This is a genomic window from Phocaeicola sp. RTP21359st1_B8_RTP21360_211022 (assembly GCF_040911965.1).
Taxonomy (GTDB): domain Bacteria; phylum Bacteroidota; class Bacteroidia; order Bacteroidales; family Bacteroidaceae; genus Phocaeicola; species Phocaeicola vulgatus.
This window is the reverse complement of record NZ_JBDFXP010000020.1, coordinates 59,821-78,836: the sequence shown is the minus strand read 5'-3', so window position 1 is coordinate 78,836 and position 19,016 is coordinate 59,821. Positions and strand designations below refer to the sequence as shown.

At 43.1% G+C, this 19,016-nt stretch carries 13 protein-coding genes; 1 reads left to right on the top strand and 12 read right to left on the bottom strand.

Annotated features, from left to right (window positions below):
* Positions 1–53: 53 nt before the first annotated feature.
* The 12 genes from AB5062_RS12050 to argR form a co-directional block, all read right to left on the bottom strand.
* Complete coding sequence (locus AB5062_RS12050) at positions 54–1,232, bottom strand: glycosidase (RefSeq protein ID WP_117596915.1); 1,179 nt, start codon at positions 1,230–1,232, stop codon at positions 54–56.
* A gap of 113 nt (positions 1,233–1,345) precedes the next feature.
* Entirely contained in the window at positions 1,346–3,145 is a 1,800-nt protein-coding gene (locus AB5062_RS12045; protein ID WP_011964815.1) for an aryl-sulfate sulfotransferase, read from the bottom strand.
* Positions 3,146–3,217: 72 nt separating this feature from the next.
* Positions 3,218–4,984, bottom strand: coding sequence for a RagB/SusD family nutrient uptake outer membrane protein (locus AB5062_RS12040; protein WP_008667554.1), 1,767 nt, complete (start codon positions 4,982–4,984; stop codon positions 3,218–3,220).
* A 26-nt stretch (positions 4,985–5,010) separates the two neighbouring features.
* Positions 5,011–8,040, bottom strand: coding sequence for a TonB-dependent receptor (locus AB5062_RS12035; protein ID WP_234207143.1), 3,030 nt, complete (start codon positions 8,038–8,040; stop codon positions 5,011–5,013).
* Positions 8,041–8,870: 830 nt separating this feature from the next.
* Entirely contained in the window at positions 8,871–10,385 is a 1,515-nt protein-coding gene (locus AB5062_RS12030; protein ID WP_032952895.1) for a glycoside hydrolase, read from the bottom strand.
* Positions 10,386–10,717: 332 nt separating this feature from the next.
* Positions 10,718–11,608, bottom strand: a complete 891-nt coding sequence (locus tag AB5062_RS12025; RefSeq protein ID WP_005841048.1) for an AraC family transcriptional regulator — start codon at positions 11,606–11,608, stop codon at positions 10,718–10,720.
* Positions 11,609–11,790: 182 nt separating this feature from the next.
* A complete protein-coding gene (gene proC, locus AB5062_RS12020; protein ID WP_057279856.1) occupies positions 11,791–12,564 on the bottom strand; it encodes a pyrroline-5-carboxylate reductase in 774 nt (257 codons plus the stop codon).
* Between the two features lie 183 nt (positions 12,565–12,747).
* The gene (locus tag AB5062_RS12015) at positions 12,748–13,872 is read right to left on the bottom strand and encodes an aspartate aminotransferase family protein (protein ID WP_368326890.1); all 1,125 of its coding nucleotides are present in this window, start codon (positions 13,870–13,872) and stop codon (positions 12,748–12,750) included.
* A 13-nt stretch (positions 13,873–13,885) separates the two neighbouring features.
* Positions 13,886–14,854 (bottom strand): N-acetyl-gamma-glutamyl-phosphate reductase, encoded by a 969-nt coding sequence (gene argC / locus AB5062_RS12010; protein ID WP_117693785.1) that lies wholly within the window; start codon positions 14,852–14,854, stop codon positions 13,886–13,888.
* 5 nt (positions 14,855–14,859) lie between these two features.
* A complete protein-coding gene (locus AB5062_RS12005) occupies positions 14,860–16,068 on the bottom strand; it encodes an argininosuccinate synthase (protein ID WP_005850744.1) in 1,209 nt (402 codons plus the stop codon).
* Positions 16,069–16,168: 100 nt separating this feature from the next.
* Positions 16,169–16,726, bottom strand: coding sequence for a GNAT family N-acetyltransferase (locus tag AB5062_RS12000; protein ID WP_005841037.1), 558 nt, complete (start codon positions 16,724–16,726; stop codon positions 16,169–16,171).
* Between the two features lie 22 nt (positions 16,727–16,748).
* Entirely contained in the window at positions 16,749–17,225 is a 477-nt protein-coding gene (argR, locus tag AB5062_RS11995) for an arginine repressor (protein WP_005841035.1), read from the bottom strand.
* A 306-nt stretch (positions 17,226–17,531) separates the two neighbouring features.
* Between argR and rhaB the strand changes: the two genes are divergently transcribed.
* The gene (gene rhaB / locus AB5062_RS11990; protein ID WP_008667566.1) at positions 17,532–19,010 is read left to right on the top strand and encodes a rhamnulokinase; all 1,479 of its coding nucleotides are present in this window, start codon (positions 17,532–17,534) and stop codon (positions 19,008–19,010) included.
* Positions 19,011–19,016 lie beyond the last annotated feature (6 nt).

Sequence of the window (19,016 nt, the reverse complement as noted above, 5' to 3'; positions counted from 1 at the left end):
ATTCCGCATTAAAAACGACTTTATCTTATCAATGCCTTTATATTCCTTCTATTTTACCCGTTCAGAAATGCCTCGTTGCGATCTATCAGCGCGTTCACCGCTGCCACTGAAGCTGCGGAACGCAATCCGTCGGCAGGCGTGTGCAGACAGTAGTCCACCAAGCGATCCACCGTAGAGACCGCCACGTGCATCCGCGTGTCGCTGGAGGCATAATAGATGTATACCGTACCGTCGTCATCGGCTATCCATCCGTTCGAGAAAAGCACATTGGACACATCGCCCACCCTTTCCCCCGCCAGCGGAGCCAGCAGATAGCCGGCTGGTTCAGCTATGACGCGCCACGGTTCATCGGCTGCGGTCATATAGAGATAGAGCACATAGCGCAGTCCGGCGGCACATCCGCGTACTCCGTGCGCCAGGTGCAGCCATCCTTGGGAGGTGCGGATGGGGTGCGGTCCCTCTCCGTTCTTCACCTCTTTGATCGTGTGATAATAACGGTGGTTTATTATCATTTCCTCCTTCACCTCCGCCCGGGTGATGTCGTCTATCAACGCCCATCCTATTCCTCCCCCATTTCCGGCATTAATAAAATCATCCTGCGGACGGGTGTAAAGGGCATATTTCCCATTCACAAATTCGGGATGCAACACCACATTGCGCTGTTGGCTCGCCGCTTTCAAGTCGGGCAACCGTTCCCAGTCCACCAGATTGCGCGTGCGTACGATTCCCGCCTTTGCCACCGCCGCCGACAGATCTCCCACCGGTGCCTTGTCATCATGGCGTTCGCTGCAAAAGATACCATAAATCCATCCATCCTGGTGAGCGGTAAGACGCATATCGTACACATTGGTTTCCGCCGGATCCACATCGGGCAATACCAGCGGACGTTTCCAAAAGTGGAAATTGTCCACCCCGTTAGGGCTTTCGGCTATGGCAAAGAACGACTTCCGGTCTGCTCCCTCCACACGGACCACCATCAGATACTTTCCGTTCCATTTCAGGGCACCACTGTTCATGGTAGCATTAAAGCCGATACGCTCCATACAACAAGGGTTGGTGGCAGGGTTGAAGTCATAACGCCATTCCAGGGGAATATGCTGGCGTGTCAGTACCGGATAAACATAACGGCGGATGACACCGTTCGTTTCTTCCTGCATTTCATTAGGACGTTGCAACAACGCTTCATGGCGTTGGCGCAATGCTTCTATTTGTTTTTTGAAATATCCGTTCATATCTTATTTTCTTTTCATTGTTATCAATCCATCTTTTACAGTAAAAGAATGCTATCCAAGCATCTAGAATTATACTATTTTATCAAAAATCAATCATATTCTATACAGTGTTGTTATTGGTTCTCAGGATAAAGAGACATACGGTAAACCCGCTGGTAAATCGCATCTTCCAATTCCAACTCAAACACAACATCCTGTGTTTCAGGATCTACTTCTGTCACACGTGCACCACGATTGCCATTGCTAAGCACATTGCTCATTCCCGGACAAATTAATCTGTTACCCGTTTGTTCCAAATATTGCACCCCGGAACGGGCCGGAGTAAAATACGCGGCACCACGCTCTTTTCCATACTGCCAAACTTGGCGAACCGTACGGTTCACTTCATCCACTTCATATTCTATGCCGCAAGTATAAATATTTTTCCTGTCTGTAAAATCCAGTTTGAAGTTACGCCCATAACCATTATTGAAATAAAGAATGTGTCCATTAGGTAATGGGACAGCTGTATGACATCCCCAAGGCCATTCAAAATCATCACAATTCTTCGTTCCGGCTATCACCTCAGGATCAGTAATAGGAGTCCCGTCGGCATGAAGAGGATTCAATAATAATTTCAAGTATTTATCTCTCCAATACCCATGAGGCGATATAATCCACTCAATACCTCCAGCTTTATTAAACTTAAAGATTCCTTGATAACGAGCTGTAGCCAGATAATCATCTCCCCACTCTACTATACCATTATTATGCGCCCAATTACTGGCACTTTGTGCAAAAGGGTCTGAGGTTAGATCATAATCGGTCATTCCATAGCGAGCCGAATCCAACATGTGCACCAAATCCCATTCTTGCAATATCTCCCCTTTTTCGGGATCCATCATAATAATAAAATCATTTATCCGTACATCTTTCCCATTGGCGATTTTAGCGGAAGTCTTGCTCACAGTCGCTAATATATTGCCTTGCTTATCTTGAGATATGGCATGATGCATAGTGTATCCCCTTTCCAGCATATCCCAATTATGAATTGTATTTCCCATCATATCCACCTCCACCATCCGATGATGGTTTCCGTCACCGGTCATATAATGTCCGTTCTGCATCCGGATCAATCCGCACCCGATTCCGATATATCGATGTTCATCCGACTTCTCCCAATCAAGAATCCAACGGATTTCTCCGTCTGCATCTATCATATAAGGGATAGAAGTGTCTGTTTCATCCTGTCCGGGGGAGTTTACCAAATTCATGCCTGGCTCCATTCGGTCATATTGAGCCTTTACCACTCTGATTTCCTTAGGCAGCCTTCTGCTTTCCAATGTTTTCGTCTGAAGCTTTAGATTGGACCGAGCACGTTCATTTCCTTGCAAATCTGTATAAATTAAAGTGATCTGGTTATTATAATTGGGATAAAGTCCCAATACCGGAATATTCTGTTTTAATCCCACATCTTTAAATGTATATTCCACGTCAGGCGTATGCTTTCCCGGTTTGCTGTGTACAATCAGTTTAATGCGTCCCAATACAGGTAATTTTACAACTACACTGGCCGATAATGGATTGCAACCGGAAGGATTGACTGTAGAACTCAATATCAAGTTGTCAATCGAAGTACCTAAGGTAGGTATAACATAAGTGCTTCCATTGGCAAATGTCAAAGTCGTTTTCCAGTTTTCCGCATCCACATCTACACTTTGGATTAACTCTTGCGGAAAAATTATCTTATTGGACTCGAATAACAAAACACATTGTTCACGTTCCTGAGAAACAGATTTCAATAAATCATTTTCCTTCAACTGGTTTTGTATATCCTGCATAGCTTGGGTACAATCCTGTTCTTCATCACGACATGACAAAAATACAAATATCATAACCAACAAAGAGCATAAATAATATCCTTTCCTTTTCATTTGGCTTCATTGTTTTTATAGAGGGAGAGATCCCCCTCCCTCTCATACTTTTTAATTATCAGTTCAATACAATCATCTCCATTCCGGCTTTTGCTCCAAATTCAAATTAGCGTCCACCTCTGCCTGAGGTATCGGGAAGTACAAGAATTTAGCTTCAAAATGGTCAAATCCTTGTGTATCCGAAATGCGGTCTGTCGGTTTATATCCTACCAATTCCTTTTCACCACTTTCATTTTCTTCGTAAAGCAATTCATAATGTTGAGAATCGGTCTTGCGTTCGTGCATGATAGCTTTCAACTTAGCAGGATCATTTCCGTACCAACGAACCATATCATCCCAACGTATATTCTCTCCGGCAAATTCCAGCAATTTCTGTTTCTGGAGTTCTGTCATTATAGCATCTTTTCCACTCAAGTTTTTCTCCGGCAACCCGGCACGTACACGAATCCGGTTAATATCTTTCATTGCTCCGCTTTCATCATTGGTTTCCAGACAAGCCTCAGCGTGGAGCAACAAAACTTCTGCAAAGCGCATAATACGTAAATTGTTGATACGTCCGGCATCGTTAGAATACATCGTACATCCTGTGGGAACCCACCAAGCTGCAAACTTCTTCATCATGAAACGCCCTTGAACACCCTCGATAACCGGATAAGCAGGAGCATATCCTTGCTTGGCAATACCATATTTGCCATCGCCTTCGGGCAGTACCGTCCATTTAAACATATCATCAAATTCCACTTTACCACCATAGAATTTTTCATCCGGTTTCACATCACCGAAATCAGAGTATTTAAAGAAGCACGTAGTGTATAAACGCTTATCCCATTTGGAATCAGAGCCTTCCGGACGCTGTTCGGAAATGAATTCTTTTATCAAATAGGGAGAAGGTTGCATCTTATACCAACCACCGCCAATATTCTCACCTTTCAGTGTCGGACCAAAATAATGAGCAAGGTTGTTTCCCATAAACGAGTCGTCACTAGTGCCATTGCCCCAAGAGTCACCCGAATTACCTTTGGCATCATAATTGATTTCCCAAATAGATTCAGCATTAAATTCCGTATCGTCACGGAAGTTGTCCTCATACTTTTGAGTCAAATCGTAACCATAACCATTCATTATAATTTCAAACTCATCCTTAGCGGCCTGATAATCCCCTTTCCAGATATAAGCTTTACCCAACATGGCAATAGCCGCACCTTGAGTTACACGACCGTTCTCATCGCTTGAACGAAGTTTAGGCAAACGAGACTTGGCTTCCTTAAAGTCTGAAATAGCCTGTTCCAGCACTTCATCACCGCTAGACAGTCCATGAGTTTCCGGATCTGCATCCTGCGGGAGAGTACGGATAACCGCATCACGATAATCAGTACGCAAACGGAAGTACCAGAATCCACGTAAGAAATAAGCCTCACCTATCATTTGCTCACGTTTGGTTTCGTCCATATCAACCGTAGCCGCACGATATATGAATTCGTTTGCCATCTGAATGCCTTCATAGATGTTTCCCCAGCTCAAATCCTTTGTATTCGTTGTGTTGACAAACGACAAATATTCCCAAATATAAGGTTCTTCTCCACGAGTGGGGTAAAGGTCGTCACCGCGCATCTGAAGATGCATGATGCCTTCCAACCCACCATAATATCCACTGGTCATACGGCGGAAAGGATTATAAACTGCGGACAAGCCTTTCATCACATTATCCTCGGATGTCCAAAAAGTGGTCGGAGTCTGACGGTTAGGATCAATCTCATTCAGAAAGTCATCACTACAAGAAGACAACAACATTGGAGCTACAGCCAATGCAGCTATGTATTTTATAAAATTCTTTTTCATATTCTGCAAATATTACTTATTCCTAATTAGAAATTTACTTGTAAACCAAAGGTGATAGTACGTGCCATCGGATAACGACCGTCATCACAACCACGGGTCATTACACCCGAACCACCTGATGTACCGGCACCATCGGCATCTACCATACCCAAGTCAGGAGTATATCCTTTATAATCGGTTATAGTGAAAAGGTTTTCCATAGCCGTATAAACACGCACATTCTGCAAACCGGCTTTAGATACCCATACTTTGGGCAACGTATAACCTAATTCCAAAGTCTTCAAGCGCAAGAATGAACCATTTTCCAACCAACGGTCCGTATAGCCCCAGTTTGTACCATTAGGATCGCTAGTACCAAACAAACAGCGAGGAATGTCAGAATGATTGTTTTCAGTCCAGCTGTTCATGCGTTCTGCATATTGGTTTCCTGTTGATTCATTATAAACCGTAGTATAATACTGGGCATTGTAAATCTTGTTGCCAAAGTTTCCGTCAAAGAACATATTCAAATCCAAACCTTTCCATTCAGCACCCAGACTTACACCCAAGTTAACTTTCGGGAAAGCAGAGCCTACATCCTGACGGTCATTATTGTCAATCTTACCATCTCCGTTATAATCCACGAAACGCAAGTCACCCGGTTGTGCATTAGGCTGGATCTTATTACCGTTCTTATCCACATACGCATCAATTTCTTGTTGGCTTTGGAATACACCATCCGTCTTTATCAAATTGAAATAACCTATGGAATGACCGGTCTTGGCATAAGTGATCGTTCCTTTGGCATGAGGATTGAATCCCTGCCATTCATCACGACTTCCGTTTACTTCCGTCAGTTCATTCTTGATAAAGGTGGCATTGACACCTACATGATAATACAAATCGCCTACATTATTACGGTGATTCAATGAAATTTCAAATCCTTTGTTTTCTACTGTACCTGCATTTACTGTAGGATTCCCACTCAAGCCAAAACTCAAAGACTGCGGCATAGACAACAACATATCTTCTGTTTTCTGAATAAAATAATCAGCACTGACACTGAACTTATTGTTCAAGAAAGCAAAATCCAAACCCAAGTTCAAAGTCTTCGTCTTTTCCCAAGTCACATTCATGGGTGAAGTCCATTCCTTACCGGTAATGGCACCTTCCCAAAGTTCTGTGCCCATCATGTTATTCATACCTTTATAAACAACAGACTGGGTAGCATAATTGCCAATGCCGCTCAAATTACCCAGTACACCATAACTGGCACGAATTTTCAATTCATTCATGGTTTCCTTGATATTTTCAAAGAAATCTTCATTCATCACATTCCAACCCAAAGATACAGACGGGAATGTGCCCCAGCGGTTTCCATCTGCAAATTTGGAAGAACCGTCCCGACGAACAGAAGCAGACAGCATATAACGATCGGCATACGAATACATCACACGCCCAAACATAGAAATCATTGTATTGGCCCATGCGCTACCCGATGTATTTTGTGAAGAAACCGAACCGGCGTCAATCACAGAGAAACCTTCCGGGAAACCCTTACGTCCTGCACCAAAACCACGCGCATTGTTACGCTGGGCAGAATAACCCACCAAAGCAGAAACCGTATGATTGCCAAACGTATTATCATAATTGATTGTATTTTCAATCAACCAATCATTCTCCCAGTCTGTACTTTCCGACAATTCCGCTTCATTCTTTTGTGAAGTAGAACTGAAATAATAAGGAGAACTATAGGCATAATTACGTCTTGTATATTTGTTTATACCTACATTGAATTTATATTTCAATCCTTTCAAGAACAAATCCACTTCGGCATAGCCATTCAATAAAATGTCTATCCCATGTCTTTGGTAATCATAGGCTTCTGTCCAACCCACAGGATTATCTCCTCTGGTCCATTCCGGAGCGACACCCCAAGTGCCATCTTCACCATATACATTCCACATAGGCACAGCTGTCAGAGCGGAGGTATATGAAACATCTTCGTACTTCTTTTTATAGAATTTCATCATCAACGTAGTCCCCATACGCAAATGATTATTGAAAAAAGAAAAAGTATTCTTAGCACGAATGTTCCATGCCTCATAACCGGTAGTATTCACAATACCATCCTGGTTAAGATAGCTTCCCGACAGATTATAGGTCGAAGTCTTGTTTCCTCCAGATACATTCAAGCTAACCTTGCTCACCATAGCCGAGTTATAAAGTTCTTTCTGCCAGTCTGTTCCAGCACCTCCATTCCAATTCAGCAACCCTTCTGCCGAACTATAACCGGTAGCCTTTGCCAAATCGCGAAGCTGATTACCATCCATTACATCAATGTATTTGGCAACCATCTGAACGCCTGTATAGGCATCCACTGTTACACGGGCAGAAGTTTCCAAACGACCGCCTTTAGTAGTGACCAATACAACACCATTAGCAGCACGAGAACCATAAATAGCAGCAGCCGAAGCATCTTTCAACACTTCAATAGACTGAATGTCAGCGGGATCAACCATATTGATATCACCATACACACCATCAATCACATAAAGCGGACTGGTGGCACTCAATGAACTGATACCACGGACATTAATATTCAAGCCTTCCCCCGGCTGACCGTTGGCAGCCGACACAGTAACACCGGCAACTCTTCCTTGCAAAGCAGCTGAAGCACTACGTGCAACATTTGCCTGTAACTCTTTACCGGAAACAGAAGCGACCGCACCTGTCAAATGGCTTTTCTTCACTGTACCGTAACCGATAACCACCACCTCGTCCAACAATTCACCTTCCGACAATTTCACATTAATCACACTGCGGCCATCAACCTTAACAGTTTGCTCCCGATAACCTACATAAGAGAAATTCAAAGACTGACCGGAAGCGGCCTTAATGGTATATTTGCCATCAAAATCGGTAATCACGCCATCCGTAGTTCCTACTACAACAACAGCCGCACCAATCAACGGATTATTCTCCGCATCCGTCACTGTTCCGGTAACAGTAATTTGCTGAGCATAGGCACATATACTAAGTATGCACAGCAACCATGTAAATGCAATTTGTTTCATAAATAATGTATTAGAGTTTAATTAAAAAATATTGCTGTAAAATTAACTAAAAATAGATTTCCAACACGTTATTGCTTTCGCAAACAACGGTAATGCCCCATGGATGGAAGAATAGCAGCTGAAATTAAGAATGTCTTTGTTTTCATAGTTATTTGAATTAAAAATTAACATTGCAAAGATGGCAATTCAAGCAAGCAGGAACAAATACAATTCAAGCATTAAACAATGAAATCTTATCAATATCAAAAAAAAATTCTTCAAGACAATGGAAAACACATCTGAATTGACCGTGAAATATAAAATTTTTCCCACACAGTATTCTTCTAATTATCAACCAATTACTGTGAAAAAACATCCATAAAGGCTCTCAACCGGTAGGTAAGCGGCGGTATCGTTCATCAATGTACAACACAACAACCGCCACACACAAAATGACAAAACTTCAATAGATGTATTTTATCAACAGGATGCAACCGTGAAAACAGTCTTATGACTTTATTGCTTCACCTTGGTGAAGCAACCGTTTCGCACAGGTGGCAACGGCACTTCACTTGAGTGAAAAGGCACGTTCAGCCGAGTGGTGCAACAAATGATGCAGTCTTCTTGCATGGAAACTCCCATCCCCTTGCACGGATACTGCCGTACATATATCAAGATTACGTACCCGACATGGAAACCGATATCCGACGAACCGGCTTCTGCAAGAAAAAAACGAAAAAGCACTTCGTGGGGATACAGGAAATCCCGTCACCGCATATTACTGTTTATCAGCGCAATACAATGACGGAACAAAAAACTATTGCAGCGTAGAAATAAAAACAGAACCAATGTTACAAAGACGAACTACTCAACACAGTTCCGGTATAGGAAACCACGCTACGGGCCGGCAAGGTCAGGGTATAGACACCATCGGCAGGTTGAACAGCTTCCACCGGCTCCCATTTACGGGTGTCATCGGTGACATAGCCTTGCAAAGCACCGGAAACCTGAGCGCTTTCAAGAGCCAACGAAATAACTACTTCATGATCCGCAGGGTTGATGGCTACAACCGTGTAACCGTTGTCACCATATTTATAGCCAGACACCATATAGCCTTGTTCGAAATCATATTGCGCCGAGATGCGCTTGCTGCCTACAGGGATGTAACGGGAGAAGTTGCCGAACACCTCGCAACGCTTGGTCACTTCATAGTCCACGCGGTTCTTTTCAATGTTAATCAGCCCCTCGGTGGTTCCGCCATCCGGTATAGCACCTGCCCACCACACAATAGCGCCGGTATTGGCCTCACACAAGAAACGATGGAACTTCTTCGCCCATTTCAAGCCGCTGGTCATGGTAGCATCATAACTTTCCGTAGGATCGCTGATTTCGGTCAGCCACACGGGAATTCCCTTCGATTCGGCTTTGCTGAACGGTTCAATGGCAGGATCTTTCCCGGTCACAGGATCCACATAGCCGTGTCCGGCGGCAATGACGGGAAAGTTGGTGATTTTAGGATTCAGGTTCAGAATGTCGCGCACATAATTTTTACTGCCCATGATAAAGCCCAGAATGGCAGACCACTGGGCATTCTCGCCAAAGATAATCCGGGTTTCGGGATGGGTCTGTCGCAACTTGGGACCTAAGTTATTCACAATGAACGGTCCCAGCGTAGTGGTACCGGGAAGCCAGAGGCATGAGTTCCAGCTTGCCGCATACTCGGGCTCGTTGGCAGGAGAGATGGCATAGACAGGCAGGCCTGCCGCTGTGTAGGCATCACAGAAATTGGAAAGATAGTCGGCAAAGGCCTGGTAGCTGCCGCGTTTCAAAAAACCTTGCGAGGTACTGCCGTTGCTTTTCATATAAGCCAGAGCAGACCAAACGGAAAAGATGAGTTTGTCCACACCGTATTCCTGCTTCGCTTTTTTCATGATCCACAACTGTCCGTTGCGCTGTGCGATGCCTTCGGCAACACGATTCTCATCACGGTTGAAATCAATATCGAAAAAAGGATCGTCCAAAGACAGATTGATATCCTCGTCCATATTAAACGTGGTTTCATCGTAATGGGGGAATACCTCGCCCCTGAGGATACTGAGGCGAAGCCCGTCCTGTCCGAACATCACATCCATAATCTCCTGACGCTTGCGGTGGGCATAAAGATAGTCGGACCAGCCGGCCTGCGCCACACCAAAACCATCGATGGTTTGTTCTTCGTTGTTCCACTGAAGAACTACATCGGCCCCCAAGGTACTACGTGCATCGGCCGGGATTTGTTCTGCCGGAAGAGCATCGGTAACATCGGTACAGGCACAGAGGCAAGCGGCGGAAGCTGCCACGGCAAAAAGGTAAGATAGCTTTTTCATGACACTTGTCTTTTTTAAGGTTAGTATTCAAAGTTTTACCAGGTTGTAACCCAAAGGCAAAGATGGAAATTTACCGACAGACAAACCAATACTATCCGAACATATACTTATGATATTTTATCAAAATAGAGACCGTCAATATGAGAAGCCTTGTTCTGGCTATCCGAATAAAGAAGAAAAAACTTACAAGCCGTTCGTAGTACCGCAAAAAGACACGGAACATTATTTCCAGGCATTCAAATCCTACAACATCCCCGAACTTTCAGAAAATCCGCTTTCTTTTAGTGCTGTCAAAATCAGGCAAGTCCATGAGAAAGTTCCGGCCGAACCTTTTAAATGATAGTCTTGTTCTTACGATAATTATCACGGAACTCTTTAGGAGTCACTCCTTTTTTCTTTTTAAAGATACGGTTGAAATTGGATAGATTATTAAAGCCACAATCATATCCTATTTCAGCTATTGACAAGGAAGAATCAACCAAAGCACGTGAAGCGGCCCCCAAGCGGATATCAGTAAGGAAATCGATAAAACTTTTGGAAGTATGCTGTTTGATAAAACGACAGAATGAGGCCTCGCTCATATTTACCATTTTAGCTACATCTGCAAGACGGATCACTTCCGAAAAATGAAAATGAACATAATCCAGCACCTTGTTCAACTTCTCGTTAGTATGCTCTTTGGAAACAGAGTTAATGGCAAACTGCCCGGTTGATAGCTCACGCATCCCTTTGTCCAATGATAATTCATGAAGAATAACAAGCAGTTTTATCAAGGAATAGAAACTATCGTTCTCGCAAGACAGCGTTTTCAACAACGGACGGACTTTCGCGATAGTCTCCCTGCTGAACACGATTCCTTTACGGGCACGGTGGAAAAGTTCCCGAATGCTGATCATCTGGTTCCTGTTCAGAATCTGGTCGGAAAGCAGATCGGAATGAAACTGAATGGTTATTTCATGGATATTCTGCGGCTTGTTGTTATAATCCCTCCAAGCATGTTCCAATTGAGGATTGGTGACCAGCACCAGTTCCTCTTCTTCTATTTCTTCTATGGAGTCTCCCACAATGCGTTGTGCGCCTTTTGCATTCTCAATATAGTTCAGTTCATATTCGGGATGTATATGTATAGGAAAATTAAAATTCGATTTCTGACGCTCTATCAAAATAAAGCAATCCTTGGCAGACAAAGGTGACACTTCTTTGAACAATTCTGTGTTTATCATATTTCTCTTTCACATTAGATCTGATCTTGTATAGCAAAGATAACATGAAATATGAAATCGGAAACAAAAAAGTGAACATATTTTTATACTAAACCTGCAAAAGTACCTTCTATAAAAACGTAGATAACACAATACACAAAAACGAGAACCGTGTTATCCACGTCATTTCCATGAGGTTGTTTCTATTTCAGACAAGCCTTCATTGCTTTAATGATCGCTGAGTCAAACCCTTCGTGATCCAATTCATTAATACCCTTGATAGTCATACCACCGGGCGTACACACCTTATCTATTTCCACACTGGGATGAGTATCATTATTCAATATCAAGGAAGCGGCTCCTTTCACAGACTGGGCAACCATTTTCTGTGCATCTTTCGGATAAATCCCCAATTCAATACCTGCCTGCATAGCTGCCTGAATATATTTCAAGACATATGCGATACCACATGAAGTCAAAGCCGTAGTAGCAGCCATCTGACTTTCAGGAATAAGCACAGCCAATCCTAATTCATTAAAGATATCCAGCATCAGTTGTTCTTGTTCCTTACTGGCGTTACGACTGGATATCAAAGTCATACTTTCCAACTGAGAAATAGCAGTATTGGGAATCAAACGGAATATGGTCTGTTCCGGACCTACACTCTTTACCAGCTGTTCGAAAGTTACACCACCTGCAATAGAAACCAATACTTGCCGGGGAGTCAAATGAACCACACTCAACACTTGGTCTATCAACCACGGCTTTACAGCCAGAATAACGATATCGGCATCCTTTATCGCTTTCGGATTTTCCGTTGTCACATTAATCTCCGGATAATCCGCCTGTAGAGTTTCCAGACTTCCGCTGAACGGATCGGCTACTGTTACATCACTCGCTGGAATGATAGTGCCTTGGGCAAGGCCGCGAGCAATGGCCCCTCCCATATTTCCCGCACCAATAATTGCTACTTTCATATTATTAAAGATTAAGTCTATAGCTACAAAGATAAGGGAAAAAAGGAGAAGAACGTATTATGAAAAGCTAAAAATAAAATTACTTTGAAGAAGATTAAATCAAAAAGTCTCGCCGGAACCGAAATGTTTCCTGACGAGACCTTATTTTCTTTCGCTGATTATTATCCCTCTTGAATCTCCAGCTTATACCAACACTTTACGAAAGCGTCCAATAAATTCATCAGCCTCAGCCATAGTCAGACACAAAGGCGGGAGCAGACGGATTACATTCGTACCACTGACTCCGGTAAATACTTTCTGTTCGAACAGCAGACGCTGACGCAGTTCCTTAATCGGTTCGTCAAATTCCATACCGATCATCAAACCTTCGCCACGCACCTCTTTAATCTGTGGGAATTGTTTCAATTCTTTCAGCAGATGAGCACCTACCTTGGCAGCATTCTCTACCAGGTTCTCACCTTTCATAACATCCAGCACCGCGATAGCAGCAGCACAAGCCAGGTGGTTACCACCAAAAGTGGTTCCCAATTGTCCATATACGGGTTTGAATTTCGGACTGATCAGGACACCAGCCATCGGAAAGCCATTGCCAATCCCCTTTGCAACCGTAATCATATCGGGACGGATACCTGCATGTTGGTGAGCAAAAAATTTACCGCTACGCCCGTAGCCGGATTGTATTTCATCCAAAACAAGTACTGCATCCACTTCTTCGCAAGCCTTACTCAGTTCTTTCAAGAATTTCACTTCCGGAACCTGAATACCGCCTACTCCTTGAATACCTTCAATAATCACCGCACAGACATCTCCTTTTGCCAATTCCGCTTTAGCTGCTTCTATATCGTTCAAAAGCAGATAAGTCACATGCCCATTGTCATTGATTGGGGCTATAATTTTCGGATTGTGGGTTACCTCCACTGCCAGTGAAGTACGTCCATGAAATGCTTTGCAAAAAGAAAGCACACGTTTGCGACCATTGTAAAAAGAAGCCAGTTTCAACGCATTTTCATTAGCTTCGGCCCCACTGTTTATCAAAAACAATTGATAATCATCATAACCCGAAAGTTTCCCTAAACGGTCTGCCACTTCCTGCTGTAGCTTGTTAACCACCGAATTGGAATAAAATCCCAACTGTGCAACCTGGTTGCTTATCATTTCCACATAATACGGATGTGCGTGACCGATAGAAATAACCGCATGACCACCATACAAATCAAGGTATTCCGTACCTTGATCATCCCATACATGACAACCTTTTCCCTTGACAATGTTTATGTCAAAAAGAGGATATACATCAAATAATTTCATAAACTCTTCTTTATTAAAAAGCAGACGGTTTCAACCTCAGCCCTACGGTTTCTTCCAGATTGAACATGAGATTCATATTATGGACCGCTTGTCCGCTTGCCCCCTTCAACAAGTTGTCAATGCAAGAGATAACCAGCAGTTTATCGCCATGCTTCTCCAAATGAATCAAACACTTGTTGGTGTTCACCACCTGCTTCAAATCTATATTTTTGTCTACAATATGAACGAAAGAATCCTCGGCATAATAGTCTTGATACATCTTCACCAGTTCTTCCAGTTCCACCTTGCATTTGACTACCAGAGTAGCAAAGATACCACGCGGGAAATCACCCCGGTAAGGAATAAAATCTATTTCAGCATTAAAGCTGTTTTGCAACTGTTTCAATGATTGCTTGATTTCGGGAACATGCTGATGAGAAAACGGTTTATAGATGCTCATATTATTATTACGCCAGCTGAAATGGCTGGTAGCACCCGGTTTCACCCCTGCCCCTGTACTTCCGGTAATGGCATTTACCATTATATCCTCGTTCAGTAACAGATGTTTGGCTAACGGCAATAAACCCAATTGAATACAAGTGGCAAAACATCCCGGATTGGCCACGTGCTTGCTATGGCAGATAGCACGACGGTTCAGTTCCGGCAAACCATAGATGAAGCCATGGTCATCACTCTTGATACGGTAGTCCATACTGAGGTCTATGATTTTCAAATCCTCGGGTACATTGTGACTATCCATAAACTTCTTTGTATCTCCATGAGCCGTACAGAAGAACAATACATCAATCTCATCCAAAGGAAGTTCGTCGGTAAAAACCAAATCCGTTTCACCATAGAGTCCCTCATGTACGTCGGTAATCTTATTGCCGGCGTTACTGCTGCTGTTTATAAACTTTATGTCTACATCAGGGTGATTAATCAGCAGACGAATCAATTCGCCCGCCGTATAACCTGCCCCACCGATAATTCCTGCTTTAATCATACTTATTAAATTTCTTCGTCCTTGTGGTTATTATAATAAACACGCAAAGGTGTAGAAGTCACTTTGATAAAGCCTTTGGCATCTTCTGCTGTCCATCCCTTCTGCATTTCACCATATTCACCGAATTTGGTCTTCACCAGGTCGTCTTTCGATTCAACACCCACAGTAGAGAATGAAAGCGGACGGAGTTCCAAGATAGCTGTACCGTTTACATTACGCTGAGATTCCTGCAACATTGCCTCAATATCGCGCATTACCGGTTCCAGATACTGACTTTCATGCAAGAACATTCCATACCAGTTGGCAACCTGGTCTTTCCAGTATTGCTGCCACTTGCTCAACGTATATTTTTCAAGGAAACGATGGGCTCCGATAATCAGCATAGGAGCAGCAGCCTCGAATCCTACACGCCCTTTGATACCGATAATGGTATCCCCAACGTGCATGTCACGGCCGATACCGTAGGGTGCACCGATCTCTTCCACTTTCTGAATAGCCTTGATAGGATCATCAAACTTCTCGTCATTAACAGCCTTCAGCTCACCTTTTTCAAATGTAAGACGAAGCTGTTCGCTTCCTTCCTTGGTCACCTGTTTCAAATAAGCACTTTCGGGCAAACCCTGCGCAGAATCCAATATTTCCCCACCGCAGATAGAAGTTCCCCAAAGACCTACATTATAAGAATATTTCAATTTTGTAAAGTCAGCGGCAAAACCATGTTCATTCAAATAATCAATTTCCTGCTGACGGCTTAATGCCATGTCACGGGTCAATGTGATGATCTCAACCCCCGGAGCCAATACCAGAAAAGTCATATCGAAACGAATCTGGTCATTACCCGCACCAGTCGAGCCGTGTGCGATAGCATCCGCACCTATTTCATTAGCATAACGCGCTATGGCCAACCCTTGGAAGATACGTTCAGAACTTACAGAAATAGGATAAGTACCATTACGGAGCACATTACCGAATACCATATATTTCAAGCTCTTCTCATAGTATTCCCGGGTCACATCCAATGTCACATACTTCACAGCACCCAGTTTGTAAGCGTTCTCTTCGTTCTGCTTCAGCTGCTCCTCACTGAAACCACCCGTGTTTGCACAAGCAGCATACACTTCATACCCTTTTTCCTTAGCCAGATACATTACAGTGAAAGAGGTATCAAGCCCCCCGCTGAATGCTACTACTACTTTTTTCTTCTTTTCTTCCATAATGATATTATTTTAATTGAGAATTAAAAATTGAAAACTGAGAAATAAGTACATGAACGCGCAGCCATCTTTTAATTTTTAATTCTTAATTTTTAATTTATTAAATAGTGTCTTCTTCGTGCAAAGCCGGATCGTAAAGCATGGCTGTACAAATACAGAACTTACGGTTCTTTGCCACTAATATATCGTGATTGATACAGCCTTCACAACCTTTCCAAAAGGCTTCATCATCAGTCAGTTCATTGAAAGTTACAGGAACATATCCCAGTTCTGTATTCATTTTCATTACCGCCGCACCACTGGTCAGACTGAATATCTTCGCTTTAGGCCATCGCAGACGTGCCAATCGGAACGAAGCCGCCTTTATACGCTTGGCCAAGCCCATCCCACGATAATTGGGATGCACAATCAATCCCGAAGTTGCTACATATTGCTTGTTTCCCCATGACTCAATATAGGTAAATCCTGCAAAATCCTCTCCACATAAAGCAATAATCGCCTTTCCTTCTTTCATCTTTGTAGTCACATATTCATGTGTGCGTTCTGCAATGCCTGTTCCGCGTACCTTAGCCGCCTCTCTAATAGTATCTAAAATTTTATCAACGTAAACTTCATGTGAGGCATCTGCCACCATCACATCCACTTGTTTAGCATCCATTTCCTTTTTTATCTATATTATTTTATTGTATATTCGGTATAATCAATGAAAGCGCATTCTTCACTCCCGCTCTTGTGCAGCCTTCACGAATGACAAGCATAATAGTATCATCACCAGCAATAGTTCCCAATATTTCATCAAAGTTCCGGTTATCAATATCATAAGCCAAACTACTAGCATATCCGGGACGAGTCTTGATTACTGCCAGATTAGCCGAAAATTCAATGGAAATAAATCCATTATGCATCAACATCTCACTGGCCGAATGTTGCTCAGTCATACGTTTGTACATGGTATTGTTTGGCAATACATATACATAATTTCCGTTCATACTGGCTGCTTTCGCCACTTTCAACTGCTTCAAGTCACGAGACAAAGTAGCTTGGGTCAATCGGAATCCTTCTTTCGCCAATTCCTGCAACAACTCTTCCTGGCTACCTACTTCCTTGCTCGAAATAATAATCTTAATGGCATCAAGTCTGCTATTCTTGCTCTTCATACTGCATAATTATTCTGATTCGACTGCAAAATTACAGAATATTCGGGAATATAGATACAAAAAAGAGAATATTTTTGCGACTTTATGCATATTTTCAATAAAGCTCTTATCCATCATCCCAAGAGTAAACCAAAATCACACCAAATTCTTCTTTTCAATGCGATCTTCTTAAAAAGACGGTAATATTATGTTTTACGGCAGGTACAACCAAATCCAACAGTTATAATATCAAAAAAACAAGGACGACTTTCGGGGAATAAACTATTTTTGCATCACTATTAATTCCTTAAAATCAAAAATAAAGGCATGGAACACACTTATTTCTTTGCGGTAGACCTGGGTGCCACCAGTGGACGTACCATCTTAGGTTGCCTGGGAGAAGGCAAAATGGAGTTGAAAGAACTGACTCGTTTCCCTAATCATATTATAGAAACCGGAGGACATTGTTATTGGGATATTTACGCCTTATACAATGAAATTATCAGGGGACTGAAAGTGGTAGCCAAAGACAATCTGCCTATCCGGTCCATCGGTATCGATACTTGGGGGGTGGATTTCGTATTCGTGGGCAAAGACGGAGAGTTACTCCGCAATCCTTATTGCTACCGCGACCCTCACACAACAGGTGCACCTGAAGAATATTTTACCCATATTCCCCGTGAACGAGTATATGACATCACTGGAATTCAAATTATGAATTTCAATTCCTTGTTCCAATTGTCAACACTCCACCGCAATCATTGCTCGGCCTTGGAAGCAGCCGATAAAATACTGTTTATGCCGGATGCCTTAAGCTATATGCTGACCGGTAAAATGGTAACAGAATATACCATCGCTTCTACTTCCCAGATGTTGAATCCGCGCACCAAACGCTTCGAAAAGGAACTGCTGGATGTAGCAGATATCAAGGAAGAACAGTTCGGCCGTTTCGTTTTCCCGGGAGAGCCTATCGGAGTACTGACAGAAGAAGTGCAGAAAATCACAGGTCTGGGAGCTATTCCAGTCATTGCCGTTGCCGGTCATGACACAGGTTCAGCCGTGGCTGCCGTACCAGCACAAAACGAAAGATTCGCTTATCTGAGTTCCGGTACGTGGAGCCTGATGGGAATTGAAGTGAAAGATGCCATTATAAATAAGGAAAGCTTTGAACAGAACTTCACCAATGAAGGAGGTGTGGAAGGAACTACCCGGTTCCTGAAAAACATCTGTGGCATGTGGCTGTTGGAGCGTTGCCGCAAAGAATGGGAAGCAACCAACAACTATTCTTACACAGAACTGATAGATGCCGCTCTGACAGTTCCCGCTTTCCGCAGTCTCATCAATCCCGATGCCCCCTGCTTCTCCAATCCGACATCTATGATTCAAGCCATCGGACATTATTGCAAAGAAACCAACCAACCTGTACCACAGAGTTATGGCGAAATCACCCGTTGCATATTCGACAGTCTTGCCCTGCGCTACAAACAAGTATTCGGCTATTTGCAACAAATGGCCCCGTTCCCCATCGAAAAGCTGCACATTATCGGTGGAGGCTCACGAAACAATCTGTTAAACCAGTTCACTTGCAATGCAGTGGGCGTACCTGTTATAGCAGGTCCCAGTGAAGGGACAGCTATCGGTAACATTATGTTACAGGCAAAAGCCAACGGGCTGGTAAGCGATATCGCAGCTATGCGCCAACTAATCAGCACTTCCATAGAAACCGTTTCTTTTGAACCCCAGCAAGCAGAAGAATGGGAAGAAGCATATAAGAAGTATTTAGCTCATTATAGAGAAGATATTTAATATTCA